The following is a 26187-nucleotide window of genomic DNA, read 5'->3' on the forward strand; positions in this document are numbered from 1 at the left end:
TTCGCGCCGGCGATCATGGCGCCGAGGTCGAGCGCCATCAGGCGCTTGTCCTTCAGGCTTTCCGGCACGTCGCCCTTGGCAATACGCAGGGCGAGACCCTCGACGATGGCGGTCTTGCCGACGCCGGGTTCGCCGATCAGCACGGGATTGTTCTTGGTGCGCCGCGACAGGACCTGGATGGTCCGGCGGATTTCCTCGTCGCGGCCGATCACCGGATCGAGCTTGCCGGCTTCCGCCGCCTCGGTCAGATCGCGGGCATATTTCTTCAGCGCGTCATAGGCCTGCTCGGCGGACGCGGAATCCGCCTTTCTGCCTTTACGCATGTCCTGGATGGCTTTCTCGAGGCTCTGCGGCGTGACACCGGCCTGTTTCAGCGCGTCGGCCGCCGGGGTGCCGGCCTGGAGCGCGACGGCCTGCAGCAGGCGCTCGGCGGCGATGAAGCTGTCGCCGGATTTCTCGCGCAGCTGCTCGGCGGTCTCGAACAGGCGCGCCATCTCGGGCGCCAGATAAAGCTGGCCCGCGCCACCGCCTTCGACGCGCGGAATCTTCGCCAGCGCATCCTCGTTGCGCTGCTTCGCGGTCTCGGGCCGGCCGCCGGCGGCACGGATCAGGCCGGCCGCCATGCCTTCCGGGTCGTCGATCAGAACTTTCAGCAGATGTTCGGGGGAGAAACGCTGATGCCCGCGGGCCAGTGCCATGGTCTGCGCCGCCTGCAGGAAGCCGCGGCTGCGCTCGGTATATTTTTCAAGATCCATCGGAAACTCTCCTCATCAGGCGGCCCGGTTTGCGATCCCCCGTTCGGGCAGATCGCGGTCAGGCCCCGCAGCAGAGATGTGGGAAATCCGCAGCCGGGTACAAGGGGAGCTTCGCTGAATCCTGGCCCGTTGCAGGCGGCGTTCGTTCGTGGATGCCCGCCGGAGTCCGCTGCGGCCCACTGGAGCCCGCTGGAACCCACTGTGGTCCGCTGGAGTCCACTGGAGCCCGCTACGGCCCGCTGGAGTCCGCCAGAGTCCGCTGCGGCCCGCTGGAATCCGCTGCGCCCTTCCCGGAGTCGGCGGTCTCCGCCCACATATCCGGATAGCGGGCGGCGACGTCCGCTTTGCACTGGGCCACCACGGCGTCCATTCTCGCCCGCTCTGCCCTGATCCGCGCCCGCAGCGCCATGTTGGGCGGCGCGCCGCCCGTCTCGCCCAGCAGCTTGACCACATCCCCGGCCTCTCCCGCCGCAGAGTCGGCCCGGCCCAGCAGGGCCTGCAGGGTGGCGCCGTCCATGCTGTCGGGCTGCAGCAGCCGGCTGACCGCCGCCGCACCACCCAGGGCGTTGATCTGCAGCTGGGCGGTGAGCCGCCGGCGCTCGATCGCCTGGGTCAGGTAATGCCGGAAGCGCAGGCTGCGCCGCAGATGCCGCCAGATGCGCTCTTCCGCCAGGCCGAGATCGGCCGCCACGACCTGCGCCGCGGCGCCTTCGGCCATGCGGGTGGCAATGGTTTTCCAGTCGATCCTGATCGCCGGTCTGCGCTTCGGCCTCTGGCCGAGGGATTCGTCCTTGAAGGGATCATAGGCGGGGCGGGCCATGGCACGGTCTCCTTGAGCGTGTTCTCCTTGCGAGGAGAGAACATATATAGTATATTTTCCTAGAAGTCAATATTTGTTCCGGATGGGTCTGGAGATGGATAATAGTTAGCAATCCTGCGAAGTTTTCGCTTGCGTCGACGTCAGATCCGTTGATAGTTAGCAATATGTCTAAGCATGATCCCGATCTCTCGCGGCTGTTCCATGCGCTGGCGGATCCGACCCGGCGGGCGATCCTGACCCGGCTGGCCCGCGAGCCCGCGCCGGTGACGGAACTGGCCGCCCCCACGGGGCTGCGCCTGCCGACGGTGATGCGGCATCTCTCGGTGCTGGAGGAAGCCGGACTGATCTCGACGGCCAAGGCCGGCCGGACCCGTGTCTGCGCCCTCGTGCCGGAGGCGCTGGCCCCGGCGCGGAGCTGGATGGACGAGCAGCGGGCGATCTGGGAGGCCCGGCTCGACCGCCTGGATGCCTTCGTGACCAGCATGATGAAGGAAACCGAGAAATGACTGAGGCCGCCGTTTCGGACCGTTTCGCAACCCTGCGCTTCGAGCGCGCCATCGCCGCGCCGGTATCGGCCCTGTGGCAGGCCTGGACGGCGCCCTCGGCGCGGAAACTCTGGGCCGCACCCTCGCCCTCGGTCACCGTGGAATTCCTCGAGGCCGACAGCCGCGTCGGCGGGCGCGAGGTTTCCCTCTGCCGGGTCGCCGGGCAGCCCGATCTGCGCTGCGAGGCCGGCTGGCTGGATCTGCAGCCCTCACGGCGCAGCGTGAATTATGAAGTCGTCTCCTGCGACGGCGTCGCGCAGTCGGCGGCGCTGGTGACGGCGGAATTCTCGGGCACAGAGCAGCGCAGCCGGCTTGCCGTGACGGTGCAGCTCTCCTCGCTGGCGACGGACATGGCGGCCGGCTATCGCGACGGCTTCGGCGCGGGGCTCGACAATCTCGGCCAGGTGGCCGCGCGCACCATGGTGCTTGAGCGCGTGATCAAAGCGCCGCGCCGGCTGGTCTGGGCGGCCTGGATGAATCCCGAGACGCTGCCGCAATGGTGGGGGCCGGACGGCTTTTCCTGCCGGACCAAACGGATCAACCTGGGGACCGGCGGCGAATGGGTCTTCGACATGATCGGCCCGGACGGCACGGTCTATCCCAACCATCATCGCTACGGCGAGGTCCGCGCGGAAGACAGCATCGCCTACACGCTGCACTGGGGCGAGAACGGCCCGAAACATGCCGATGCCTGGGCCGTACTGGAGGACCAGGGCGGATCGACGAAGGTCACGCTGGCGATGGTCTTCAATACCGCGGCCGAGTTCGAGGCGGCGAAGGGTTTCGGCGCCGTGGAGCTGGGCCTGCAGACGCTCGGCAAACTGGAAGGCTTCGTCCTGTCGCGCTGAAGCGGTGGCAGCCTCCGGTATCAGAGGCTGCCCAGTTTGCCGTCCTGGTAATCGCGCACAGCCTGGCGGATCTCGTCCGCCGTGTTCATCACGAAAGGCCCGTAGGAGACGACGGGTTCGTTGATCGACTCGGCATGGCCGAGCAGCAGCACGGCGTCGCTGTCTGCCGCAATGTGCACTCCGTCGCCGTCATCGTTCAGCTCGGCCAGATGGAAGGGCTTGCCCGGCGCGCCGGCGATGCGGATGTCGCCGCGCACGACATAGAGGAAGACGTTGCGCCCGCGCGGCACCGGCAGTGACAGGCTGCCGCCGGCTTGCAGCGCTACCGTGCTCATCCAGACGCCGGTGAGAGAGTCGAAGGGTCCGCGCCGGCCGTCATGGTCGCCGGCGATCAGGTTCAGCGTCACGCGGCCGTCATCCAGGACGACGGCCGGAATCGCGTCCCGCTGCAGGCCGGTATAGCGCGGCGGCGTCATCTTCAGCCTCGCCGGCAGATTGACCCAGAGCTGCAGGATTTCCAGCGGGCCGCCCTGGCGCCTGAAGCTGGCGGGCGAGAGTTCGGCATGCACCAGGCCGCTGCCCGCCGTCATCCACTGCACGCCGCCGGCCTCGATCACGCTTTCATGCCCGCCGGAATCGAGATGCGCGAGATTGCCCTCAAGAATGAAGGTGACGGTCTCGAAGCCGCGATGGGGATGCGGGCCGAAGGGCAGGCCGCGGTTGCCGGGCGGATAGGTCTGCGGCCCGTGATGATTGAGAAAGAGAAAGGGATCGAGCTGCTCCAGCGCCGGACCGGGCAAGGGCCGACGCGTGGTCAGGTCGGCGATGTCGTCGCGGTAAGCCGGATGCAGGCGTTTCAGGGTGCGGGGCTGCATGGGTCTCCCGAAGTCACGGCGCCAGCGCCGCGGCGAAGGCGGCGGTGTCGGTATAGACGCGGTATTCGGCGATCCGCCCGCCATCGATGCGGAAGACATTGGTCATGCTGGCGGTGATGTCGCGTCCCGTCGCCCGCGCCCGCCAGGCGCCGCGGCCGAGCACCACGATCCATTCGCCCTCGGCGATCACCGCCTCCTGCACCACCTCGATGATTTCCAGATGCTCGCGCACCAGGCCGAGGAACCGGCGGTAGGCGTCGAAGCCCTCATGCACGCCGCCCCAGGGCAGCAGGCCGGGCGGACCGTAATAGCGCACGCAGACCCCGGGCGTCAGCAGACGCTCCAGCGCGGCGAAGTCGCCGGCCTTCAGCGCGGCATAATAGGAATCGAGAATCGCCTGGTCCAATCCGGCCTCCCTATAAGACGTCTCCAGCCTTTACGCCGTGCGCCGCCTCCCGTAAACACGGATGAGGCCGGCCCGGACATGTAATGACCATCCGCATCCTCCACCTCATCACCAGCCTGGATACCGGCGGCGCCGAGCGCATGCTCGAGAAGCTCGTCACCGGGATGGACCATGGCCGCTTCCGCAATGTGGTGGTCAGCCTGAAGGACGAGGGCGTGATCGGGCCGCGGCTGCGGCAGGCCGGCATTGCCGTCCATGCGCTGGGCATGCGCGGCGGCATCGCGCTGCCGGGCAGGATGCTGGCGCTGGCACGGCTGATCGCCAACATGCAGCCCGACATCCTGCAGACCTGGCTCTACCATGCCGATCTGGCCGGCACGCTGGCCCATGCCTTTTCCGGCAGCAGAAGCCTGCTCGCCTGGAACCTGCGCTGCTCCGACATGAACCTCGCGGATTACGCCGCCAGCACGCGCCTGGTGCTGCGCGCCGATGCCGTGCTGTCGCGCCGCCCCGCTTTCATCATCACCAATTCCGAAGCCGGCAAGCGGCATCACGTCGCGCTCGGCTACCGGCCGAAGCGCTGGATCGACATTCCGAACGGCTTCGACATGACGGTGTTCCGCCCGCAGCCGGACGCCGCCGGCGCGCTGCGCCGGGAACTCGGCCTGCCTGATACCGCGCGGCTGGCCGGCATGCTCGCGCGCCTCGATCCGATGAAGGATCACGGCACCTTCATCGCCATGGCCGAACAGCTCGCCGGGCGCGAGCCCGACCTGCATTTCCTGCTGGCCGGCCGCGGCTGCACCGCCGCGAACGCCATGCTGGCGGCGGCTCGGCAGCGGCTGGGCGGCCGCCTGCATCTGCTCGGCGAGCGGCAGGACGTGCCGGCGCTGCTGGCAGGACTGGACGTCTTCCTGCTCACCTCGGCCTATGGCGAGGGATTTCCCAACGTGCTGGGCGAGGCGCTGGCGACCGGCACGCCCTGCGTGGCGACCGATGTCGGCGACGCCGCAGCCATCCTGGGCGATTGCGGCATCGTCACGAAGCCGCGCGACCCGCAGGCTCTCGCCGCGGCCGTCATGCAGGTGCTGGCCCGCAGCCCCGAGCAGCGCGCGGAGATGCAGTCCCTTGCACGACGGCGCGCGGAAGAGAATTTCAGCCTGCCGACCATCGTCGCGCGTTATGAAGCGGTCTACGCGGAAGCCGCCGCAGCGCGCGGCATCCGGTAATTTTCCCCGGCACCACAAGCACTTGACCATACGTCAAGTCCGGTTGCGGTTCGTTGACAGGGTTTCCGGCGGGTTATAGTGTGCGCTGCGAAAAGCGCCGGGCCCCTCAGGGCCGTTCCGCATACTCGCCGAATTGTATCGCTCGCAACCGTCTCTAACGCACAGGGTTTCACGTCCATGAAGGTTCTGGTCGCGGTCAAGCGCGTGGTTGACTTCAACGTCAAGATCCGGGTGAAGCCGGACAAGACCGGTGTCGATCTCGCGAACGTCAAGATGTCGATGAACCCCTTCGACGAAATCGCCGTCGAGGAAGCCGTGCGGCTGAAGGAAGCGGGCACCGCGACCGAAGTCGTCGCCGTCTCGGTCGGCCCGGCCCAGGCGCAGGAGACCATCCGCACCGCGCTGGCCATGGGCGCCGACCGCGGCATCCTGGTGAAGACCGACGCCGAAGTGCAGCCGCTGGCGGTGGCCAAGATCCTCGCCAAGATCTGCGCCGACGAGCAGCCGCAGCTGGTCATCGTCGGCAAGCAGGCGATCGATGACGACAGCAACCAGACCGGCCAGATGCTGGCCGCGCTGATGAACTGGCCGCAGGGCACCTTCGCCAACAAGGTCACGCTCGAGGGCGGCAGCGCCAAGGTGGTGCGCGAGGTCGATGGCGGCCTCGAGACCGTCGAGCTGAAGCTGCCGGCGGTGGTGACCACCGACCTGCGCCTGAACGAGCCGCGCTACGCCTCGCTGCCCAACATCATGAAGGCGAAGAAGAAGCCGATCGACGAGAAGACGCCGGAGGATCTCGGCGTCGACATCGCGCCGCGGCTGAAGACGCTGAGCGTCGACGAGCCGCCGAAGCGCGCCGCCGGCATCAAGGTGCCGGATGTCGCCACCCTTGTGCAGAAGCTGAAGACCGAAGCGGGAGTGATCTGAGATGAGCTGCCTGGTCCTTGCCGATCACGATAACGCCTCGCTGAAGGGCTCGACGCTGAACACCGTGACCGCCGCGACCAAGATCGGCGGCGAGGTGCATGTGCTGGTGGCGGGCGAGAATTGCGGCCCGGCCGCCGAGGCCGCCGCGAAGATCGCCGGCGTTGCCAAGGTCATCCAGGTCGAGGCGCCGCATTACGCCCATGGCCTGGCGGAGGCGCTGGCCCCGCTGGTGGCCGGCCTGGCGAAGACCTACAAGGCCGTGCTGGCCTCCGAGAGCACCTCGGGCAAGAACGTGATGCCGCGCGTCGCCGCCCTGCTCGACGTGATGCAGATCTCGGGCATCGTCGAAGTGAAGTCGGAAGACACCTTCGTGCGCCCGATCTATGCCGGCAACGCCATGGCGACCGTGCAGTCGTCCGACCCGATCAAGGTCATCACCGTGCGCTCGACCGGCTTCCAGGCCGCCGCCGCGGAAGGCGGCTCGGCCGCCATCGAGAAGGGCGAGGCGCAGGCCGATCCGGGCCTGTCGAAGTTCCTCGGCCAGGAGCTGCAGAAGTCGGACCGTCCGGAACTGACCTCGGCCAAGATCGTCATCTCGGGCGGCCGCGGCATGGGCTCGGGCGAGAATTTCAAGCTGATCGAGGCCGTCGCCGACAAGCTCGGCGCCGCCGTGGGCGCGAGCCGCGCAGCCGTCGATGCCGGCTTCGTGCCGAACGACTACCAGGTCGGCCAGACCGGCAAGATCGTGGCGCCGCAGCTCTACATCGCCGTCGGCATCTCGGGCGCGATCCAGCATCTCGCCGGCATGAAGGATTCGAAGGTGATCGTCGCCATCAACAAGGACGAGGAGGCGCCGATCTTCCAGGTCGCCGATTACGGCCTGGTCGGCGACCTGTTCAAGATCCTGCCCGAGCTCGAGCAGGAACTGTCGAAGTAAGCGCAGAACAGCGGACCGGGGACCGGCATGATCAAGACCATCGGTGTTATCGGCGCCGGCCAGATGGGCAACGGCATCGCCCATGTCTGCGCGCTGGCCGGCTTTGACGTCGTCCTGCAGGACATCAACGCCGAACAGCTGGCCAAGGCGCTCGACGTCATCTCGGCCAACATGAACCGGCAGATCGCCCGCGGCAAGATCACCGAGGCCGACCGCGCCGCCGCGCTTGCCCGCATTCATACCACCGCCGACATCAAGGCCTTCGCCGAGACCGATTTCGTGGTCGAGGCGGCGACCGAGAACGAGGGCGTGAAGAAGAAGATCTTCGCCGATCTCTGCCCGGTGCTGAAGAAGGACGCGATCCTCGCCACCAACACCTCGTCGATCTCGGTCACCCGCCTGGCCTCGGCGACCGACCGGCCCGAGAAGTTCATGGGCATGCATTTCATGAACCCGGTGCCGGTGATGCAGCTGGTCGAGCTGATCCGCGGCATCGCCACCGACGAGGAGACTTTCCACAAGGTCCGCGACCTCACCATCAAGCTGGGCAAGCAGCCGGCCAACTCGGAAGACTTCCCGGCCTTCATCGTCAACCGCATCCTGCTGCCGATGATCAACGAGGCGATCTACACCCTCTACGAGGGCGTCGGCTCGGTGGAAGCGATCGACACCGCGATGCGGCTGGGCGCCAACCATCCGATGGGCCCGCTGCAGCTGGCCGATTTCATCGGCTTGGATACCTGCCTCTCCATCATGCAGGTGCTCTACGAGGGCCTGGCCGACAGCAAGTACCGCCCCTGCCCGCTGCTGGTGAAGTATGTCGAGGCCGGCTGGCTCGGCCGCAAGACCAACCGCGGCTTCTACGACTACCGCGGCGAACATCCGACCCCGACGCGCTGAGCGGCGACAACCGGAAGGCAAAAGGGGCCATATGGCCCCTTTCTTTTGCCTGCCCTGTAGAGGCTGGCCTCCCGCTGCCACGTTCAGAACGTCACTCTTGCGTCCAGCCGCGCCTCGCGGCCGCGGATCGGCACCTCGTCCTTCAGCAGCGAGACATGGTTGCGGCCGTCCTCGTCGGTGAGGTTGCGGCCCTGCAGCAGCAGCGCGATATTGCGGTTCGACGCAAACGGCCGCCAGGTGATCGCCGCGTTCAGCAGCGTGTAGCCGCCGGTCTCGCTCTCGTGCGGCGCGTTGCGGTCCTGCGCCAGCACGCCGTCGATCCCGGCGCGGAAATCCACCGCCGCCGTCTCCACATTGAAGCCGAAGCTGTAGCCGAAGGGCGGGATCAGCGGCAGCGGCGCACCGTTGCGCTGCCGGGCTTCGACGTAATCCAGCGCTCCGTCGATGCCGAGCGTGTAGCCCGGGCCACGATGGAAGATCCAGCCGAGCTCCAGTTCGCCGCCGATGAAATCGGCATCGGTCTGGCGGTATTGCAGCACCTGCAATCCGTCTTCCTCCTCGCCGGTAAAATCGCCGAAGATGAAATCGCGATAGCGCGTGGCGAACAGGTTCAGTCCCCCGGTGACGTCGCCCGCGACCCGCTTCAGCGACCATTCTGCATGCCAGGCGATTTCCTTGCCCAGGGACGCGTCGCCCCGCTCGAATGCACGGGTAGCGAGATGGGGGCCGTCTGAGAACAGCTCCTCCGCGCCGGGCCCGCGCTCGGTGCGCGACAGCGACAGGCCGGTGCTCCAGGCGTCGTTGAAGCGATAGGTCGCGCTGGCGGCGGCTGACCAGGCGTTGAAGCGGCGGTCCCGGCCGAGCGTGCCGGCCTCGATTTGCTGACGCTCGATGCGTCCGCCCAGCGAGAAGAGCCATGGTCCGGCCTCAAGGCGCTCCAGCGCGAACAGCGCGAGCGTGTCGGTGACGGTGGGCGGCACGAAGGCTTCCTCCCCGACGGCGCTGAAATCGCGGCTGCCGCCCTGCAGGCCGATCACGCCCTCGATGCCGCCGAGGGGCCGGTGCACCGCTTCGATGCGCGTCTCCCAGCTGTCGTTGCTGAAGCGCGTGCCGACCTCGCCGCTGCCCTCGATTTCCCTGTGGGCATAGTCGGCATAGCCGAGGCTGACGCGCAGTTCGTCGAGAAAGCCGAAAGGCTCATAGAGGCCGAAGCGGGTGTCGAGGCGGGTCTGGTCCATGTCGATCCGCACGCCGCTTTCCTCGCCGCCGCCCGGAATGCCGTAATAGCTTTCGAAGCGGGCCACCGACAGGCCGGCATGGCCGCGGTCTCCGAGCCAGGAGCCGCCGATGGCGCCGTTGCGGTCGCGCATGGCGCTGTTGTCGATCCGGCCGGTGCCCGCGGACCGGTAGTCGTTGGCGTCGAGGAAGCCGCCCTCGCCGTGCAGCACGAAGCGGTCGCTCACCGCGGCATCGATGCCGGCGAAGCCGCTTGCCTCCCCGGCACCGGTGCCATAACCGAGCCGCGCCTCGCCGGCCGCGCCCTTCGCAGGCATGGCGTCGGGAATGCGGCCGTCAATGACGTTCACCACGCCGCCGATGGCCGACGAGCCGTAGAGCAGGCCGGCCGGACCGCGCAGCACCTCGATGCGCCGGATGCCGCCGGGCGGCACAGTGACGGCATGATCGGGGCTGACCACAGAGGCATCGAAACTGTCGGTGCCGTTCTGCAGGACCCGCACCCGCGGGCCGCCCTGGCCGCGGATGACCGGCCGGCTGGCGCCCGGGCCGAACTGGGTGGAGGAAACCCCCGGGGTGCGCTCCAGCATCTCGCCCAGATTGCCGCCACGCAGGCGCTCAAGCCGCGCCCCCTCCAGGACCGTAACGCCCTCGACGATCTGCGACCGGCTCGAAGCCAGCGGCGCCGAAACCACCACCGGATCGAGACGGACAGCCGCGTCGGGCGCCGCCTGCTGGGCCGCTGCCGTGGCCGCCAGAACACAAAGGACGCTGACGCCCAGCATCAGACCCGCATGCCGCATGGAAATCCCCCGAATCAGAATTAATTTCTGTTATGTTATAATATAACATTTTCGGAGAGCGCAATGTCCCACCGGGGTGGAGCCGCCGCAATTCAGTTCTGGGCGATCAGGGTATCGATCAGGCGCAGGGCTTCCGGCGAGGCCCAGTCGGCGCCGCCGACGAGGCGGCCGACCTCGCGGCCCTGGCGGTCGATCAGCAGGGTGGTCGGCAGGCCCACCGAGGTCCAGGCGCGGGCCGATCTCATGCTGGTGTCGAGATAGGGCTTGAGGCGCTCGGTGCCGATCTCGGCAAGGAACTTCTCCACCTTCTCGCGGCCGCCGCGATCCTGCGCCACCGCCACGACCTCGAAATCCGCGCCGCCGCGCTGGGCCTGCAGCTTGTCGAGCGCCGGCATCTCCTCGCGGCAGGGCACGCACCAGGTGGCCCAGAGATTGAGCAGCACGACCTTGCCGCGGAAGGCTTCCAGCGTCGTGGGACGATCCTTTTCGTCGAGGAATTCGGCCAGCGCGACTGGCTTCCGCTCGGTCCACGGGGTAAATTTGCGCATCTCGCCGTCGAGCGGGAATTCGGCCGCCTGCGCCAGGCTCGGCAGGCCGAGCAACAGAATCACGACCAACCGCTTGAGCATTCCGATCTCCTCATAATGCGCGCACGCAAGACAGATAAGACAGCCGCACGGCTCCGGCAACCCAAAGCCGCCAACACCATGTGGGGCGGGCGTTTTGCCGCAGGCCCGGCGGCGATCATGACCGAGATCAATGCCTCCATCGCCTTCGACAAGCGGCTGTACCGGCAGGATATCGCCGGCTCGATCGCCCATTGCCGCATGCTGGTGGCGCAGGGCCTGATCACCGCCGCCGACGGCCGGAAGATCGTGGCCGGGCTGCAGACCATCCTGAAGGAGATCGAGGCCGGCAAGCTGAAGATCGATCCGGCGCTGGAAGACATCCACATGCATGTCGAGGCGCGGCTGGCCGAGCTGATCGGCGAACCGGCCAAGCGGCTGCATACGGCACGCTCGCGCAACGACCAGGTGGCGACCGATTTCCGCCTCTGGGTGCGCGATGCGATCGACCGCATCGATACCGGCCTGCACGACCTGCAGGACAAGCTGCTGACCCGCGCCGAGGAATATGCCGCGACGGTGATGCCGGGCTTCACCCACCTGCAGGCGGCCCAGCCGGTGACCTTCGGCCATCACCTGCTGGCCTATGTCGAGATGTTCGGCCGCGACCGCGGGCGCCTGCGCGACGCCCGCGCCCGCCTGAACGAATCGCCGCTCGGCGCCGCCGCGCTGGCCGGTACGTCGCTGCCCATCGACCGCGAGAGCACGGCCAAGGCGCTGGGCTTCCGCGCCCCGATGGCCAATTCGCTCGACGCCGTTTCCGACCGCGACTACGCGCTGGAATTCCTTTCGGCGGCGGCGATCTGCGCCGTGCATCTGTCGCGCCTGGCGGAAGAGATCGTCATCTGGACCTCGGCGCAGTTCCGCTTCATCACGCTCTCGGATGCCTTCACCACCGGCTCGTCGATCATGCCGCAGAAGCGCAATCCCGATGCCGCCGAGCTGGTGCGCGGCAAGGTCGGCCGCATCATCGGTGACATGAATGCCCTGCTGATCACCATGAAGGGCCTGCCGATGACCTACGGCAAGGACATGCAGGAGGACAAGGAGCCGACCTTCGACGCGGTCGACAGCCTCGAACTCTGCATCGCCGCCACGGCCGGCATGATCGCCGACCTGAAGGCCAACGAGGCGCGCATGCATGAGGCCGCCGGCGAGGGCTACACCACCGCCACCGACCTGGCCGACTGGTGCGTGCGCAGGCTGAACATGCCGTTCCGCAGCGCCCATCACGTCGCCGGTCGCATCGTGCGGCTGGCCGAGCAGCAGAACAAGCCGATTGAGGCGCTGTCGCTGGCCGAGATGCAGACGGTCGAGAAGCGCATCACAAAGGATGTCTTCGCCGTTCTCGGCGTCGACAACTCGGTCAAGAGCCGCGTCTCCTACGGCGGCACGGCGCCGGCCAACGTGAAGAAGCAGATCGCCCGCTGGCGCCGCCAGCTGGCGAAGGCGGCCTACGATGCGCGCTAGGACGCTTCTCGTTATGCTGCTGCTCGCCGCCGGCATCGCCGGCTGCGGCCGCAAGGACTATCCCGACTACCCGCCCGACGCCATCGAACGCCCGGGAACCCTGGAACGCCGCGGCGAACCCGTCCGCTATTACTGAGATCGCCGCCATGACCGGATTGCCCTGGTTCGCCTATCGCGACAATGAACTTCATGCCGAAGGCGTGCCGCTGTCGCGCATCGCCGCCGAAGTCGGCACGCCGGCCTATGTCTACAGCCACCAGGCGCTGGAAGACCGCTACAGGAGCCTGAGCGACGCCTTCGCCGGCACCGACCACCTGATCGCCTATGCGGTGAAGGCCAATGCCAGCCTGGCCGTGCTGCGCGTCTTCGCCCGGCTGGGCGCCGGCGCCGACGTGGTTTCCGGCGGCGAGCTGCAGCTGGCGCTCAAGGCCGGCATCCCGGCAGGAAAGATCATCTTCGCCGGCGTCGGCAAGACGCGCGAGGAAATGGCGCTCGGGCTGAAGCACGGCATCGCCCAGTTCAACGTCGAATCCGAGGCCGAGCTGGAAGCCCTGTCGGAAGTCGCGAAGGCGCAGGGCAAAGAAGCGCCCATTGCCATCCGCATCAACCCCGACGTGGATGCCAGGACGCACAGGAAGATCACCACCGGCAAGGCGGAGAACAAGTTCGGCATCGCCTACCAGCGGGCCGGCGAGGTCTATGCGCTGGCGGCAAGACTGCCCGGCATTCGTGTCATTGGCGTGCATGTCCATATCGGCAGCCAGCTCATCGATCTGGAGCCTTATGAGTCGACCTTCGAGCGCGTCGCCGAGCTGGTGACCAGCCTGCGCAGGGCGGGCCATGACATCCGCCGCGTCGATCTCGGCGGCGGCATCGGCATCCGCTACAACGGCGAGACGCCGCCGGATCCGCGCGACTATGCCGCTCTGGTGCGCAAGCATATCCTCCCCCTGGGCTGCGAGATCGCGCTGGAGCCGGGTCGCTATCTCGTCGGCAATGCCGGCCTGCTGCTCAGCCGCGTCACCTTCGTGAAGCGGACCGCAACCAAGAGCTTCCTGATCCTGGATGCCGGCATGAACGACCTGATCCGGCCGGCCATGTATGACGCCTACCACCGGATCGTGCCGGTAAAAGCGCCGCAATCCGGGACAAAGCTGGAGCCGGTCGACATCGTCGGCCCGGTCTGCGAAAGCGCCGACCTGTTCGCCGAGGCGCGCCCGATGCCGCCAATGTCACACGGAGATTTGCTCGCCATCCTTTCGGCCGGCGCCTATAGTTCCGTCATGGCCTCGACCTACAACGCGCGGCCACTGGCGCCGGAGGTCATGGTCCGGGGTAGCGAATTTGCCATCACCCGCCGACGCCCTAGCATTGATGAGATGACGGCTTTGGAGACCATGCCGGCGTGGCTCAGCGAGGCGACAGCGTAACCACCACCGACACGGCGACGGGCTTCAGTCCGGCACTGGAGCGCCGGCTCGCGCTGGCGCGCGCGGCGCTGTTCTGGGAGCGCTTCTGGCCGGGCCTGATGCCGGCCGGCTATGTCCTCGCCCTTCTCCTCATCCTCGCCGGTTTCGACGTCTGGCGCTTCCTGCCGGTCTGGCTGCACTGGCTGCTGCTCATCGGCTTTGCCGGCGGCTTCGTCGCGGCGCTGGTGTTCGGCCTGCGCGGACTGCGCTGGCCCGATCGCGCCGAGGCGACGCGCCGGCTGGAACGCGTCAATCTGCTCGACCATCGCCCGCTGGAAGCCGCGGCCGACCGCCTGCCCGCCGAACAGACCGACCCGATCGCCCGCGCGCTCTGGACGCTGCACCGTCGCCGCGCGCTGGAGAAACTGTCTGCGGTGCGCGTCGGCACGCCGGAAGCCGGCTGGTGGCGCCGCGACATCTGGGGCCTGCGTGCGGGGCTCGGCCTGCTGCTGGTGATCGCCTGGGCGACGCCGGGCGAGGATCGCGCCCAGCGGCTGGCCGACACGATCAATCCCGGCACCGCGCTGCCGCATGGCACCGCCATCGTGCTGGAAGCCTGGATCACGCCGCCGCCCTATACCGGCCGGGCGCCGATCTTCCTGAGCCGCGACGGCAAGCCGATGCATCAGGCCGAGCAGGCGGCAGCCGACACGCTGTCGATCCCCGATGGCAGCCTGCTGAAACTCCGCCTCGCCGCGCCGCCCTCGGGCTTCTCGCTGAAATTCGGCAACCGCACGCAGGCGCTCAAGCCGATCGACGAGCGCAATGGCGAGCTCGACCTCGCACTCGATCTGACGCAGGGCGCGACACCGATGCTGACGCTGCTGCGGCGCGACAAGCCCTTCGCCGAGTGGCGCCTGGACATGGTGCCGGACCAGCCGCCGGTGATCGATCTCGCCGAGACGCCGAAGGGCAACAAGCGCAACGAGCTCGAGATCGGCTTCGAGGCCTATGACGATTACGGCCTTCAGACGGTGCGGATCGAACTGCGCCACGCCGAGGCCGAGGAGCCGGTGCTGGTGGACTGGCCAGTGCCGCCCGCCGCTTCCGGCGCCGTCGCCGACCGCCAGAAGTTCGATCTCACCGAACATCCCTGGGCGGGACTGGAAGTCGATCTGGCCCTGATCGGCACCGACGCGCGCGAGCAGAGCGGGCGCAGCGAGACGGTCAAGGTGACGCTGCCGGCGCGGCGCTTCAACCATCCGGTCGCGAAGGCGATCGTCGAGCAGCGCCGCGAACTGGCGCTGCGGCCGGCGCAGTGGCAGCGCGTGGCCGCCGCCCTGCGCGCGCTGACGCTGGCGCCGGAACTCTACCGCGAGGATGCCACCGTGCATCTCGGCATGCGCATGGCCGCAGCCAGGCTTTCGCTCAACCGCTCGGCGGAATCGCTGGCCTCGGTGCAGAGCCTGCTGTGGCAGACCGCCCTGCATGTGGAATCCGGCCGCCGCAGCCCGGCCGAGGAAGAGTTCCAGGCGCTGATGGAGCGGCTGCAGGAAGCGCTCGACCGCAATGCCGATGACGAGGAAATCCAGCGCCTCATGAACGAGATGCGCGAGGCGATGAACCGCCTCATGGAAGAGATGATGCGCGAGGCGATGGAACGACTGGCGCGCGGCGAGGAACTGGAGGAGCTTGACGAGGACGCCGAGGCGCTGACCGAGGAAGACCTGCAGGACATGATGGACCAGGCGCAGGACATGGCGCGCATGGGCGAGCGCGACCAGGCCCGCGAGATGCTGCAGCAGATGCAGCGCATGCTGGAGGCGATGAAGAACGGCCGGCTCGCCCGCATGCCGGAAGGCCGCCAGCCGGGGCAGCGCGGCCAGAGAGGCCAGCGCGGCCAGGGCGGACAGGGCCAGATGATGCAGGAATTCGGCGAGATGCTGCGCCAGCAGCAGCAGCTTCTCGATCGCTCCTTCCGCCGCAGCCAGCAGTTCGGCCGCGGCCAGCCGGGCCAGCCCGGACAGCCGGGCGGCGAGAACGAGGCCGATGCGCGCCAGCAGGAGGAACTGCGCCGGCGCCTGGGCGAGATGATGGGCCGCCTGGCCGAACGCGGCATGGACCTGCCCGAGCAGCTCGGCCGCGCCGACCGCGCCATGCGCGATGCCCGCGAGGCGCTGCGCCGCGGCGAGCCAGGCGAGGCCATGCAGGGACAGAACGACGCGCTGGACCAGCTGCGGCAGGGCCTCAACGAACTGCGCCAAGCGCAGCGCGGCAATCCCGACGGACAGGCGCCATCCGCCGATGCGCGGCAGAACCAGCGCAATCCCGACCGCGATCCCTTCGGCCGCAATCTCGGTGGCTATGACGAGAATGCCCGCGGCGACGCCGTACCCGACATGGGCCCCGTCGAACGCGCCCGCCGCATCCTCGAGGAACTGCAGCGCCGCGCCGGCAACCGCGAACGCGACCAGCTCGAGCTCGACTATCTCGAACGCCTGCTGCGGCGGTTCTGATATCAAAAGAAGCCGTCACCCTCGGCGCAGCCGAGGGTCCACCCCGTCTATCCGCGCACGGATAGGCGTTGGACCCTCGCGCTTTGCGCTAGGGTGACGATTTGTGAACGGGGCTTGTCGCGGACTCGAAGCCCTACCCCTTCGCCACCGCCTCGGCGATGGCCTTGCCGACGTCGCGGGTGCTGGCCTGGCCGCCCATGTCGGGCGTGCGCGGGCCGGCTTCCAGCACCTCCTCGATCGCCTTCATCACCGCATCGGCGGCGTCCTTGTGGCCGAGATGCTCGAGCATCATGGCGCCGCACCAGATCTGGCCGACCGGATTGGCGATGCCCTTGCCGGCGATATCCGGCGCCGAGCCGTGCACCGGCTCGAACAGCGAGGGGAATTTGCGCTCCGGGTTGAGATTGGCCGAGGGCGCGATGCCGATGGTGCCGGTGCAGGCCGGGCCGAGATCGGACAGGATGTCGCCGAACAGGTTGGAGCCCACCACGACGTCGAACCAGTCGGGATGCTGCACGAAATGCGCCGTCAGGATGTCGATGTGGTACTTGTCGACGCGCACGTCGGGATAGGTCTTCTGCATCTCGGCGACCCGCTCGTCCCAGTAGGGCATGGTGATCGAGATGCCGTTCGACTTGGTCGCCGAGGTGAGATGCTTCTTCGGCCGGCTGCGCGCCAGATCGAAGGCGAATTTCAGGATGCGGTCGGTGCCGGTGCGGCTGAGCACGGTTTCCTGGATGACGAATTCGCGCTCGGTGCCGCCGAACATACGGCCGCCGATGGACGAATACTCGCCCTCGGTATTCTCGCGCACGACATAGAAGTCGATGTCGCCGACCTTGCGGTTGGCCAGCGGCGACGGAATGCCCGGCATCAGGCGCACCGGGCGCAGGTTGACATACTGGTCGAATTCGCGGCGCCACTGGATCAGCGAACCCCAGAGCGAGATGTGGTCCGGCACCTTCTCGGGCCAGCCGACCGCGCCGAAGAAGATCGCGTCATGGCCGCCGATCTTCTCCTTCCAGTCCTCCGGCATCATGCGGCCATGCTTGAGGTAGTAGTCGCAGCTCCAGTCGAAATGGTCGAACTGGAAGTCGATGCTGAAGCGGCGCGCCGCCTCATCCATCACCCGCAGGCCCTCCGGCACCACTTCCTTGCCGATGCCGTCGCCGGGGATGGTTGCGATCCTGTGCTTTGCCATGCGTCCTGAGTCCTTCGTTTCACTCCGGGGGAGACTTAAGCAGGTTGCGGGCGCCCCGTCAGCATCCTGTGCTACGATTTGTCCATGATCGATTCGCTGGACCATCTGGTGCTGACGGTGCGCGACATCGCGGCCACCGTCGCCTTCTATGAGAAGCTGCTCGGCATGAAGGAGGCGCGTTTCACCACCGCCGACGGCTCGGTCCGGGTGGCGCTGGCCTTCGGCAACCAGAAGATCAACCTGCATGAGGCGGGCCGTGAGTTCGAGCCCAAGGCGCTGCGGCCGGTGCCGGGCTCGGCCGATCTGTGCTTCCTCACCCGAGAGCCGATTGCCGCGGTGCAGGCGCGGCTGCAGGCCGGCGGCGCCGAGGTCATCGAGGGTCCGGTGCGGCGCACCGGCGCGACCGGGCCGATCCTGTCGGTCTATATCCGCGACCCGGACGGCAACCTGATCGAGATCGCCAACCAGCTCGCCACCAACGACTAGGCCTCGACCCTCGCGGCGCCGAGCGCTGCTTCCACGGCGTCGTTCAGGGCCACCATGGTGAACGGCTTCTGCAGCACCGCCTGGGCCAGCTCGCCGATGCCATGGGCCTGCTGGCGCTCCAGCGGCAGGCCTGACATCAGCAGCAGGCGCAGATCCGGCCAGTCGCGCGCCGCCTTCAGAGCCAGCTCGACACCGTCCATGTTGGGCATGCCGATATCGGTAATCAGCAGATCGAAGGATTCGCGGCTCAGCTTCTGCACGGCCTCGGCGCCGTCGGCGACGGCCACGACCTCGTGGCCCCGCATCGCCAGGACGCGGCGGATGAAGGCGCGCATCGGCACCTCGTCTTCAGCCACCAGAATCCGCGCCATTCCTGCCTCCTGAACCGGTCAGGTCCGAAGCTAGCATCGAAAGGCCGCAGGGCAAATGATCGGTTGATCTTAATTAATCCAAATAATCGCAGTACGGGCGTGCGAAGCGCCTGTTGCGATCCTTTTCCGACCGGGCCATACCTGCGTTTTCCTAGGAGACCGGATGCCGCATCTCATTTCTCGAGCTGACCGGGACCAGGCGCCCCGGACCGGGTTGCGCGCCGCACTGGCCGGACTCTCCCCCTCCTATTTCGCCCTGGTCATGGCGACCGGTATCGTCGCCATCGCGGCCGAACTGCAGGGCCGGCCGCTCATCGCCGCCGTTCTGTTCGACCTCAATGTCGTCGCTTACGGGCTGCTCTGGCTGCTCAGCCTGCTGCGGCTGGCGTGGCATCCGCGCCGCATGGCGGCCGATCTGGCCGATCATCACCGTGGCCCCGGCTTCTTCACCACCGTCGCTGCCACCTGCGTGCTGGGCAGCCAGATGCTGCTGGCCGGCCATCCGGGGCCGGCGCTGGCGCTGTGGCTGCTCGGCGCCCTGCTCTGGTTCGCGCTGACCTATGCGATCTTCGCCGCCCTGGCGGTCAGGCATGACAAGCCGTCGCTGGCCGAGGGCATCCATGGCGGCTGGCTGCTGGCGGTGGTGGCGACGCAGTCGGTTGCCGTGCTTGGCGCGCTGCTGGCGGCGCAGGCACCGCAGCCCTGGCGGCTCGAGCTCAACTTCCTCGCGCTCTCGATGTGGCTGTGGGGCGGCATGCTCTACATCTGGACGATGACGCTGATCTTCTACCGCTACGTCTTCTTCCGCTTCTCGCCTGGCGATCTGGCGCCGCCCTACTGGATCAACATGGGCGCCATGGCGATCTCGACCCTGGCCGGCGCGCGCCTGATCGCCAATGCGCCCGAAGCCCCTTTCCTCGCCTCCCTGCTGCCCTTCCTGAAGGGCTTCACCGTCTTCTACTGGGCGACGGCCAGCTGGTGGATTCCCATGCTGGTCGTGCTGGCGCTGTGGCGGCATCTGTGGCGACGCTTCCCGCTGCGCTACGATCCGCTCTACTGGGGTGCGGTCTTCCCGCTCGGCATGTATGCGGTCTGCTCCGCGGAAATGGCGCAGGCCATGACGCTCGATTTCCTGTCATGGATCCCGCCGGTGTTTCTCTACGCGGCGCTGGCGGCCTGGGGCCTGACCTTTTACGGCATGCTGCGCAGCCTGCTGCGCCGGCGCGACGATCAGCCGGCCGCCGAAGCCTCCTAGGGCTGCGACGCCGCGAAGGCGACTTCCAGGTCGGTGACTTCCTCGCGCGGGGCAGGCAGCTTGAGGTCGAAGCTCAGCGTCTCGTCGGCGCCGATGCGGGACTGCTCCAGCGCCACCGTATGGGCGGCCAGCTCCTGGCCGTCGGCGCCGCGCATCGCTACCCGCAGGGCCGGCACGTCGCGCTCGGCGCCGCCGACATTCACCACCTCGCCGGTGATCGCGATCTTGGTCTCGCCGTCATCCAGCACGGTGGCAGACCGCAGATTGTGCAGCTCCAGCCCGAGCCATTCCGCGGCCTCGACCGGGATGCCGAGCTGCTCGTAGAGCTTCGCCAGCGGCGGATAGAAGCTGATCAGTTCGGCCCGCTTCTCGTAGCCGCCGCCGATCACCGCGCCGAGCAGCGCGATCAGCAGCAGCCAGCCGACCCAGGCCAGCGAGCGCCTGGGCTTGGGCTGGCTCGGCGGCCGCTGCACCCCGGCCTGGGCAAGGCGCTCGCGGCGGCGGGCCAGCACGGCGTCGGGATCGTCGTCGTCCACGGTCGACGGCGGCTCGTCCAGCGGCGGACGCAGCGGCGGACGGTCGTCCTCCAGCAGCAGGTCGTCGTCATCCTCGTCGAAGCCGGAGATGCGCGGCGGAGGCGGCATCTCGTCCACCATCGACGCTTGGGGTGGCGGCGGGGGCGGAGGCGGCGGCGGAGCCCTGGGCGGCTCGGGCCGGGGCGGCTCCGGGGTCGGCGGTGGCGGGGGCGGCGGCTCGGGCTGCGGGGCCGATTCGGGGCTGCCGGGCGGCGGCGGGGGCTCCCAGTCCTCGGGCAGGGGATCCTGCTGCCAGACATGGCGGCAGCGCGAGCAGCGCACCTTGCGGCGCGCGGAACCGAAGACGGTATCCTCGACGAAGAAACGGGTGGCGCAGTTGGGGCAGCTGAGGATCATCCCTGAGAACCCGCCTGAGCGACCCCCTTTTGCGTTTCCGGATGCTTTCCCTTATAGGACGGACAGGGCCGCCGAAGCAAGGCTAGGCCCCCGCAAGATATTGGCGGATAAGGCGTTGGAGATCGGGACGTGGTGCGATTCCAGAATGTCGGCATGCGCTACGGTCCGGGGCCGGAGGTGCTGCGCGACGTCAGTTTCGAGCTCAGCCCCGGCTCGTTCCACTTTCTGGCGGGGCCGAGCGGCGCGGGCAAGACCTCGCTGCTGAAGCTGCTCTACCTTGCGCAGCGGCCGAGCCGCGGCCTGATTTCCATGTTCGGCCAGGACGTTTCCACCACCAGCCGGGCCGCCCTGCCGATGCTGCGGCGGCGCATCGGCGTTGTGTTCCAGGACTTCCGCCTGCTCGACCACCTCACCGCGCTGGACAATGTCGCCCTGCCGCTGCGCATCGCCGGCGCCGACGAGAAGCGCACCCGCGAGCATGTGGTGGAACTGCTGAGCTGGGTCGGGCTGGGCGACAAGCTGGAGGCGCGGCCGGCCACCCTGTCGGGCGGCGAGAAGCAGCGCGTGGCGATCGCCCGTGCCGTGATCGCGCGCCCTGCCCTGCTGCTGGCCGACGAGCCGACCGGCAACGTCGACCCCGAGATGGCGCAGCGGCTGATGTACCTCTTCGTCGAGCTGAACAAGCTCGGCACCGCCATCGTGCTGGCGACCCACGACACGCATCTGCTGCAGCGGTTCAGATTTCCGGTGATGCGGCTGCGCCAGGGCCAGCTCGGCATCGAGAGGAATGCCGCGTGATCTTCCGCCGCAAGCAGGCGCTGCCCCTGCGCCCCTCCGACCTGCAGCTGGATGCCGATTCCGGCAGCCGCTTCCTGCCCTGGGCGCTGGCGGTGATGGTCTTCCTCGCCGCGCTGGCGCTGGCCGGCGCGCTGGCGCTGGACGGCAGCATCGACGACTGGCGGCGCGGCGTCTCGTCCAGGCTGACGGTGCAGATCGCCGACCGGCCCGGTGAGGCGATGGCGCCGCGCATCGCGAAGGCACTGGAGGTCCTGCGCAGCGTGCCGGGCGTGGCCAGCGCGGTGCCGCTGGAGCGGCCCGCCGTGGAAGCCCTGCTGGAGCCGTGGCTGGGTCGCGAGGCGATGCAGGCGGACCTCCCCCTGCCCGGCCTGATCGACGTGACGCTCGACGAGCAGGCACCACTGTCCGTCGAGGCCCTTCAGGCGCGGCTGCAGGCGGCGGTGCCCGGCGCCCGCATCGACGATCCGAAACCCTGGCTCGACCGCCTGATCCAGCTCGGCCGCATGCTGCAGAGCCTCGGCTTCGGCATCGTGCTGCTGGTCGGGCTGGCCTCGGCCGCCATGGTGATCTTCGCCACCCGCGCCGGCCTCGCCGCGCGGCGCGACACCATCGAGCTGCTGCACCTGATGGGCGCGGAGGACGGCTATATCGCGCGGCAGTTCCAGCGCCATGTCGGCCGCCAGGCCTGGCGCGGCGGAGTGGCCGGCAGCCTCGTCGCGATTCTCGTCCTGATCGCGATCCAGCTGCTGGCCGGCCGCGTCGGCACCGGCATGCTGCCCGGGCTGGCGCTGGTCTGGTGGCACTGGCTCGCGCTCGCCGTGCTGCCGGGTGCCGCGATCCTGCTGGCCATGACGACGGCAAGGCTCGCCGTGCTCGGCGAGCTGCGCGCGATGCTGTAGGGCGAACGCCATGCTGATCCTGCTCGACCGCGACGGCGTGCTGAACGAGGAAGGTCCCGACGGTTTCGTGAAGACGCCGGACGAGCTGCATCTGCTGCCGGGCGTGGGCCGCGCCATCGCGGCGCTCAACGCGCGCGGCTGGCCGGTTGCGGTCTGCACCAACCAGTCCTGCATCGGCCGCGGCATGATCGACGAGGCGCGGCTGCACCTCATCCACGACCATCTGCGCAGCCGGCTTGCGGCCCAGGATTCATCCGGCGCGAAACTGGACGCGATCTTTTTCGCGCCCGATCCGCCCTGGGCCGCCACCGACCGGCGCAAGCCCGGTCCCGGCATGCTGCGCGAGGCGATGGCGCGCTTCCGCACCGCGCCCGAGGACACGGTCTTCATCGGCGACAGCATCACCGACATGCAGGCGGCCAAAACCGCCGGTTGCCGCCGCATCCTGGTGCGCACCGGCAAGGGGCGCGCGGAACTGGCGAAGGGATTGCCCCCGGAGCTGCTGCCGGTCACAGTGACGGAGACCCTGAACGACGCGGTGGACCGCCTGACGGCCGCCAGCCAGGATGCAGTAACGGATTGACGCATGGCGCGCAGGAACAGGACAGCTACGCCGTTCTCCACCCGGCTGAAACGCTGGTTCAGCATCCTCGTGGCCCTGCTGCTGGTCTGGCTGGGCGGCGCCTTCGTCTATATCGAGCGCGTCGAGACCCTGCCGCAGCCCTCAGAGGAGCGCACCGATGCCATCGTCGTGCTGACCGGCGGCACGGCGCGACTCGCCACCGCCCTGCGGCTGCTGAACGACAACAAGGCCGAACGCCTGCTGATCTCCGGCGTCAGCCCCAGCGCCAGCAAGGCCTCACTGCTGCAGGCCGTGCTGCCCGCGATGCCCGACGCGGCGCAGGCGTCGGGCAACTGGGAGGGCATCGATCTGCAGCTGCTGTTCGAATGCTGCGTCGATCTCGATTTCGAGGCGGCCAACACCGAGGGCAATGCCGTGGAAGCCGCGGAATGGGCGGAGAGCCATGGCGTGCGCACGATCCGCCTGGTGACCTCGAACTACCATATGCCGCGCAGCCTGGCCGAGTTCGGCCGCCGCCTGCCGGGCGTCACCATCGTGCCCCATGCCGTGCGCTCCGACACGCTGCGCGTCGAGGACTGGTGGCGCCGCCAGACTGCCACCGTCTTCCTGCTCGGCGAATACACCAAATACCTCGCCGCCCTGCTGCGCGCCCGGCTGGAAAGCCTGGTCGCCGGCGGACCCATGCCGGCCTCTGTCGCGAGCGGAACCGCCTCGTGATCCTCGCCGTCCGTTCGCTGCTCTTCCAGGCGGCCTTCTACGGCTGGAGCACCCTGCTCGCCCTCTGCAGTCTGCTGCCGCTGGCGCTGGGCAAACAGCGCCCCATCGTCGCCATCGGCAAGCTCTGGTCGCGCGGCATCGACCGGCTGTTGAAAACCGTCGCCGGCATCGACTGCGTCATCGAGGGTCGCGAGCATATCCCCGACGGTCCGGCGCTGATCGCCGCCAAGCACCAGTCGCTGTGGGACACCGCGGTGGTGCTGGCGCTGTTCGACATGCCCGCCATCGTGATGAAGCAGGAGCTGCACCGGGTCCCGATCTACGGCGCGCTGACCAAGGCGCAGGAGATGATCGCCGTCGACCGCGATGGCGGCGCGCGGGCACTGAAGCAGATGCTCGGCCAGGCGCGCGAGGCGGTGAAGCGCGGCCGGCATATCGTGATCTTCCCGCAGGGCACCCGCACCCGGCCGGGCGAGACCGCGCCCTACCAGCCGGGCGTCGCCGCGCTGTATCAGAACCTGAAGATTCCCTGCGTGCCGGCGGCGGTGAATTCCGGTTTCTTCTGGCCCAAGCATGGCTGGAAGCGCCCGCCGGGCCGCATCGTGCTGCGGTTCCTGCCGCCCATTCCGCCGGGACTGGGCCGCGACGCCTTCATGACCGAACTCGAGACCCGCATCGAGACGGAGAATGCGAAGCTGGAGGCGGATACGCGGCGGGAATTCGGCCTGCGCTGAGCGGCTGCTATCCGGGTTCCCTGCGGATTCTGACGATCGCCTGCAGAAGCGCATCCCGTTCGGCTTCCAGTTCGGCGATCGAGCGACCACCCGCTTCCTCAAGCACGCCCTCGATCAGCGCGGCCCTGGTCGCGTCATCGAAACTCGGCGATCCCAGCGACGCCCAGCGGCGCACCTGGCTCGGTCCCAGATGTTCCAGATAATGCCGGATGCCGCCTTCGCCGCCGCCAAGGTGATAGGCCATATGCGGCCCCACCGCTGCCCAGCGCAGCCCCGGGCCATGGGTGATGGCGGCATCGATATCGGCCACGCTGGCCACGCCCTGTTCGACCAGATATACCGCCTCGCGCCAGAGCGCCGACGAGAGGCGGTTGGCGATATGGCCCGGCATTTCCCGGTTCAGCACAACGGGCCTGCGGCCGATGCTCCGGTAGAACGCGACCGCCCGCTCGACGACTGCAGTATCCTCGCCGACGATTTCGACCAGCGGGATGAGATGCGGCGGATTGAACGGATGCGCGGTGATATGCCTGCCCTTGTGCCGGCAATCCTGTACCAGGCGGCTGCGCAGCAGTGACGAGGTACTGCCGGCGACAATCACTTCGGGCGGCAGCCTGCCGTCGATCTCGGCCAGCAGCCGGCGTTTCAGGTCTTCATTCTCCGGGGCATTCTCCTGCACGAAGTCGGCGCCCTGCAGCACTTCCGCCAGGTCGGTGGTGAAATGCAGCTGCCCCTCTCCGGCGCAGCCCAGGTCACGCAGCTGGGCCATCGCCTTTTGAGCGAAGCTCCGCAGATAGGCTTCTGCCTCGGGCTTCGGATCCGTCGCCCGGACATCAAGGCCATGGGCCAGAAACAGGGCCGCCCAGCTGGCGCCGACGGTGCCGCAGCCCACGACCGCAATGGTCTTCGGCGATGTCATGTCGCGGACGCTTCGACCGGCGCGGACACCTCGGCGGGCGGGCGGAGGCGATGGCGCCGCCAGACCAGCAGAACGACGAAGCCGCAGGTAGCGACGCCCAGGCCATACCAGGTCGGCAGCGCCGAAAGCACGGCTATCGCGAGCAGGACAATGGCGTTGAGTATCCGCGCATCGAAGAATCTCGCGCCGCCGAAGAAGGCCGCAAAGGCCATGGTGAAGACAATGCCGGAAAGGCAGGCCTCGGCAAAATCCAGCCATGTGCCTTCGGCCAGCATGCCCGGATAGGCGAGAAACATGAAGGGAATGACATATGTCACGGCACCGAGCTTGCATGCCTCGCGGGCGACGCCCAGCCAGCCGGTCTGGGCAATGCCGGCGGCAACGAAGACCGCCACGCAGACCGGCGGCGTGATCACCGAGATCGTGGCGTAATAGAACACGAACATATGGGCCACGATCGGGGAGATGCCGACCTTGACCAGAGCTGGAGCCAGAACCGCGGCAACAAGAACGTAGGCCGCCGTGGTGGGAATGCCCATCCCGAGGATCATGCAGACCACGGCCGTGATCAGCGCGATCAGCCAGAGCGAGTTGTCGGCCAGCGTCACAATCAGCGTGGACAGAGCCACGCCGAGGCCGGTCAGATTGACCATGCTGACCAGGATCTGGGCTCCCGCAAGCAGCACGCCGATCATCACCAGGGTCTTGCCGGCATCCTCGAGGCTGTCGACGATCAGCTTCACGCAGGACCGCAGATCCCGGACCGAACGGACATTGAGAAGCAGGAAGGACCCGAACAGGCCCATCACGCCGAAAAAGGCCGAGGTCTGGACCGACTTTCCGGTCAGGATGCCGGACAGCAGGGCCGCGAAGGCGATGACGATCGGTCCGAGCCGGCGCGGATTGAGCGCCACGGACCAGCTCGGCATTTCCGCTTCGGGCACGATCCGCAGGCCGCGGTTGATGGCGATGAAGTGAATGGTGGCGAAG

The 26187-nt window shown here is 68.2% G+C and carries 28 protein-coding genes; 17 read left to right on the forward strand and 11 right to left on the reverse strand.

The window, feature by feature from the left end:
• Both VKZ87_RS09500 and VKZ87_RS09505 read right to left on the reverse strand, forming a co-directional pair.
• Positions 1–755: Clp protease N-terminal domain-containing protein (locus VKZ87_RS09500; RefSeq protein ID WP_324221014.1), on the reverse strand; the 755-nt coding region annotated here is incomplete at its 3' end.
• 229 nt (positions 756–984) lie between these two features.
• Complete coding sequence (locus tag VKZ87_RS09505; protein WP_324221015.1) at positions 985–1575, reverse strand: hypothetical protein; 591 nt, start codon at positions 1573–1575, stop codon at positions 985–987.
• Positions 1576–1739: 164 nt separating this feature from the next.
• Here VKZ87_RS09505 and VKZ87_RS09510 point away from each other — a divergent pair, with 164 nt between their 5' ends.
• Together VKZ87_RS09510 and VKZ87_RS09515 are read left to right on the forward strand one after the other, a co-directional pair.
• Positions 1740–2081, forward strand: coding sequence for a metalloregulator ArsR/SmtB family transcription factor (locus tag VKZ87_RS09510; RefSeq protein ID WP_324221016.1), 342 nt, complete (start codon positions 1740–1742; stop codon positions 2079–2081).
• Positions 2078–2968 carry an SRPBCC family protein gene (locus VKZ87_RS09515; protein WP_324221017.1) on the forward strand — a complete coding sequence of 297 codons (891 nt, stop codon included), beginning with the start codon at positions 2078–2080 and terminating at the stop codon, positions 2966–2968. Before VKZ87_RS09510 ends, VKZ87_RS09515 begins: the two co-directional genes overlap by 4 nt.
• A gap of 20 nt (positions 2969–2988) precedes the next feature.
• Here the strand turns inward: VKZ87_RS09515 and VKZ87_RS09520 are convergent, their stop codons facing one another.
• Together VKZ87_RS09520 and VKZ87_RS09525 are read right to left on the reverse strand one after the other, a co-directional pair.
• Positions 2989–3843 carry a pirin family protein gene (locus tag VKZ87_RS09520; protein WP_324221018.1) on the reverse strand — a complete coding sequence of 285 codons (855 nt, stop codon included), beginning with the start codon at positions 3841–3843 and terminating at the stop codon, positions 2989–2991.
• Positions 3844–3856: 13 nt separating this feature from the next.
• The gene (locus tag VKZ87_RS09525) at positions 3857–4249 is read right to left on the reverse strand and encodes a nuclear transport factor 2 family protein (RefSeq protein ID WP_324221019.1); all 393 of its coding nucleotides are present in this window, start codon (positions 4247–4249) and stop codon (positions 3857–3859) included.
• A gap of 83 nt (positions 4250–4332) precedes the next feature.
• Between VKZ87_RS09525 and VKZ87_RS09530 the strand changes: the two genes are divergently transcribed.
• From VKZ87_RS09530 to VKZ87_RS09545, 4 genes are all read left to right on the forward strand, one after another.
• Entirely contained in the window at positions 4333–5478 is a 1146-nt protein-coding gene (locus VKZ87_RS09530; protein WP_324221020.1) for a glycosyltransferase, read from the forward strand.
• Between the two features lie 177 nt (positions 5479–5655).
• The gene (locus tag VKZ87_RS09535; protein ID WP_324221021.1) at positions 5656–6405 is read left to right on the forward strand and encodes an electron transfer flavoprotein subunit beta/FixA family protein; all 750 of its coding nucleotides are present in this window, start codon (positions 5656–5658) and stop codon (positions 6403–6405) included.
• Position 6406: 1 nt separating this feature from the next.
• Positions 6407–7342 carry an electron transfer flavoprotein subunit alpha/FixB family protein gene (locus VKZ87_RS09540; protein WP_324221022.1) on the forward strand — a complete coding sequence of 312 codons (936 nt, stop codon included), beginning with the start codon at positions 6407–6409 and terminating at the stop codon, positions 7340–7342.
• Positions 7343–7369: 27 nt separating this feature from the next.
• Entirely contained in the window at positions 7370–8242 is an 873-nt protein-coding gene (locus tag VKZ87_RS09545) for a 3-hydroxybutyryl-CoA dehydrogenase (protein WP_324221023.1), read from the forward strand.
• An 83-nt stretch (positions 8243–8325) separates the two neighbouring features.
• Here VKZ87_RS09545 and VKZ87_RS09550 read toward each other — a convergent pair whose 3' ends face one another.
• Together VKZ87_RS09550 and VKZ87_RS09555 are read right to left on the reverse strand one after the other, a co-directional pair.
• Complete coding sequence (locus tag VKZ87_RS09550; RefSeq protein WP_324221024.1) at positions 8326–10281, reverse strand: TonB-dependent receptor; 1956 nt, start codon at positions 10279–10281, stop codon at positions 8326–8328.
• A 92-nt stretch (positions 10282–10373) separates the two neighbouring features.
• Positions 10374–10910, reverse strand: a complete 537-nt coding sequence (locus VKZ87_RS09555) for a TlpA disulfide reductase family protein (protein WP_324221025.1) — start codon at positions 10908–10910, stop codon at positions 10374–10376.
• 15 nt (positions 10911–10925) lie between these two features.
• Here VKZ87_RS09555 and argH point away from each other — a divergent pair, with 15 nt between their 5' ends.
• From argH to VKZ87_RS09575, 4 genes are read left to right on the forward strand one after another with little or no spacing between them, the layout of a single operon-like run.
• Complete coding sequence (gene argH, locus VKZ87_RS09560; RefSeq protein WP_324221026.1) at positions 10926–12377, forward strand: argininosuccinate lyase; 1452 nt, start codon at positions 10926–10928, stop codon at positions 12375–12377.
• Positions 12367–12513, forward strand: coding sequence for a hypothetical protein (locus tag VKZ87_RS09565; protein WP_324221027.1), 147 nt, complete (start codon positions 12367–12369; stop codon positions 12511–12513). Before argH ends, VKZ87_RS09565 begins: the two co-directional genes overlap by 11 nt.
• Positions 12514–12532: 19 nt before the next feature.
• Positions 12533–13807, forward strand: coding sequence for a diaminopimelate decarboxylase (gene lysA, locus VKZ87_RS09570; RefSeq protein WP_324221041.1), 1275 nt, complete (start codon positions 12533–12535; stop codon positions 13805–13807).
• On the forward strand, positions 13783–16302 hold the full coding sequence (locus VKZ87_RS09575) for a TIGR02302 family protein (RefSeq protein WP_324221028.1): 2520 nt from the start codon (positions 13783–13785) through the stop codon (positions 16300–16302). Before lysA ends, VKZ87_RS09575 begins: the two co-directional genes overlap by 25 nt.
• A 133-nt stretch (positions 16303–16435) precedes the next feature.
• Here VKZ87_RS09575 and VKZ87_RS09580 read toward each other — a convergent pair whose 3' ends face one another.
• Complete coding sequence (locus VKZ87_RS09580) at positions 16436–17503, reverse strand: tartrate dehydrogenase (RefSeq protein WP_324221029.1); 1068 nt, start codon at positions 17501–17503, stop codon at positions 16436–16438.
• Between the two features lie 84 nt (positions 17504–17587).
• Between VKZ87_RS09580 and VKZ87_RS09585 the strand changes: the two genes are divergently transcribed.
• Complete coding sequence (locus VKZ87_RS09585; RefSeq protein ID WP_324221030.1) at positions 17588–17989, forward strand: VOC family protein; 402 nt, start codon at positions 17588–17590, stop codon at positions 17987–17989.
• Here VKZ87_RS09585 and VKZ87_RS09590 read toward each other — a convergent pair.
• Positions 17986–18360 carry a response regulator gene (locus VKZ87_RS09590; RefSeq protein WP_324221031.1) on the reverse strand — a complete coding sequence of 125 codons (375 nt, stop codon included), beginning with the start codon at positions 18358–18360 and terminating at the stop codon, positions 17986–17988. The genes VKZ87_RS09585 and VKZ87_RS09590 overlap by 4 nt on opposite strands.
• A gap of 163 nt (positions 18361–18523) precedes the next feature.
• On the opposite strand from VKZ87_RS09590, the gene VKZ87_RS09595 reads away from it, so the two are divergent.
• Positions 18524–19615, forward strand: a complete 1092-nt coding sequence (locus tag VKZ87_RS09595) for a tellurite resistance/C4-dicarboxylate transporter family protein (protein WP_324221032.1) — start codon at positions 18524–18526, stop codon at positions 19613–19615.
• On the opposite strand, the gene VKZ87_RS09600 is transcribed toward VKZ87_RS09595, so the two are convergent.
• Positions 19612–20547, reverse strand: a complete 936-nt coding sequence (locus VKZ87_RS09600; RefSeq protein ID WP_324221033.1) for an MJ0042-type zinc finger domain-containing protein — start codon at positions 20545–20547, stop codon at positions 19612–19614. The genes VKZ87_RS09595 and VKZ87_RS09600 overlap by 4 nt on opposite strands.
• Before the next feature lie 129 nt (positions 20548–20676).
• Between VKZ87_RS09600 and ftsE the strand changes: the two genes are divergently transcribed.
• Genes ftsE through VKZ87_RS09625 form a run of 5 tightly spaced genes read left to right on the forward strand, consistent with a single transcriptional unit; the run spans position 20677 to position 24278 of the window.
• Positions 20677–21345 (forward strand): cell division ATP-binding protein FtsE, encoded by a 669-nt coding sequence (gene ftsE / locus VKZ87_RS09605; RefSeq protein ID WP_324221034.1) that lies wholly within the window; start codon positions 20677–20679, stop codon positions 21343–21345.
• A complete protein-coding gene (locus VKZ87_RS09610) occupies positions 21342–22244 on the forward strand; it encodes a cell division protein FtsX (protein ID WP_324221035.1) in 903 nt (300 codons plus the stop codon). The genes ftsE and VKZ87_RS09610 overlap by 4 nt, the downstream gene beginning before the upstream one ends.
• Positions 22245–22254: 10 nt before the next feature.
• Positions 22255–22827, forward strand: a complete 573-nt coding sequence (locus VKZ87_RS09615) for an HAD-IIIA family hydrolase (RefSeq protein WP_324221036.1) — start codon at positions 22255–22257, stop codon at positions 22825–22827.
• A gap of 3 nt (positions 22828–22830) precedes the next feature.
• On the forward strand, positions 22831–23544 hold the full coding sequence (locus VKZ87_RS09620; protein ID WP_324221037.1) for a YdcF family protein: 714 nt from the start codon (positions 22831–22833) through the stop codon (positions 23542–23544).
• Positions 23541–24278, forward strand: coding sequence for a lysophospholipid acyltransferase family protein (locus tag VKZ87_RS09625; protein WP_324221038.1), 738 nt, complete (start codon positions 23541–23543; stop codon positions 24276–24278). The genes VKZ87_RS09620 and VKZ87_RS09625 overlap by 4 nt, the downstream gene beginning before the upstream one ends.
• Before the next feature lie 7 nt (positions 24279–24285).
• On the opposite strand, the gene VKZ87_RS09630 is transcribed toward VKZ87_RS09625, so the two are convergent.
• Together VKZ87_RS09630 and VKZ87_RS09635 are read right to left on the reverse strand one after the other, a co-directional pair.
• Positions 24286–25197, reverse strand: coding sequence for a 3-hydroxyacyl-CoA dehydrogenase NAD-binding domain-containing protein (locus VKZ87_RS09630; protein WP_324221039.1), 912 nt, complete (start codon positions 25195–25197; stop codon positions 24286–24288).
• Positions 25194–26187, reverse strand: a 994-nt coding sequence (locus VKZ87_RS09635; protein WP_324221040.1) for a TRAP transporter large permease subunit, incomplete at its 5' end; no start/stop codon positions are given. The genes VKZ87_RS09635 and VKZ87_RS09630, both read right to left, overlap by 4 nt.

It is taken from the genome of Ferrovibrio sp., from assembly GCF_035304305.1.
Lineage (GTDB): Bacteria > Pseudomonadota > Alphaproteobacteria > Ferrovibrionales > Ferrovibrionaceae > Ferrovibrio.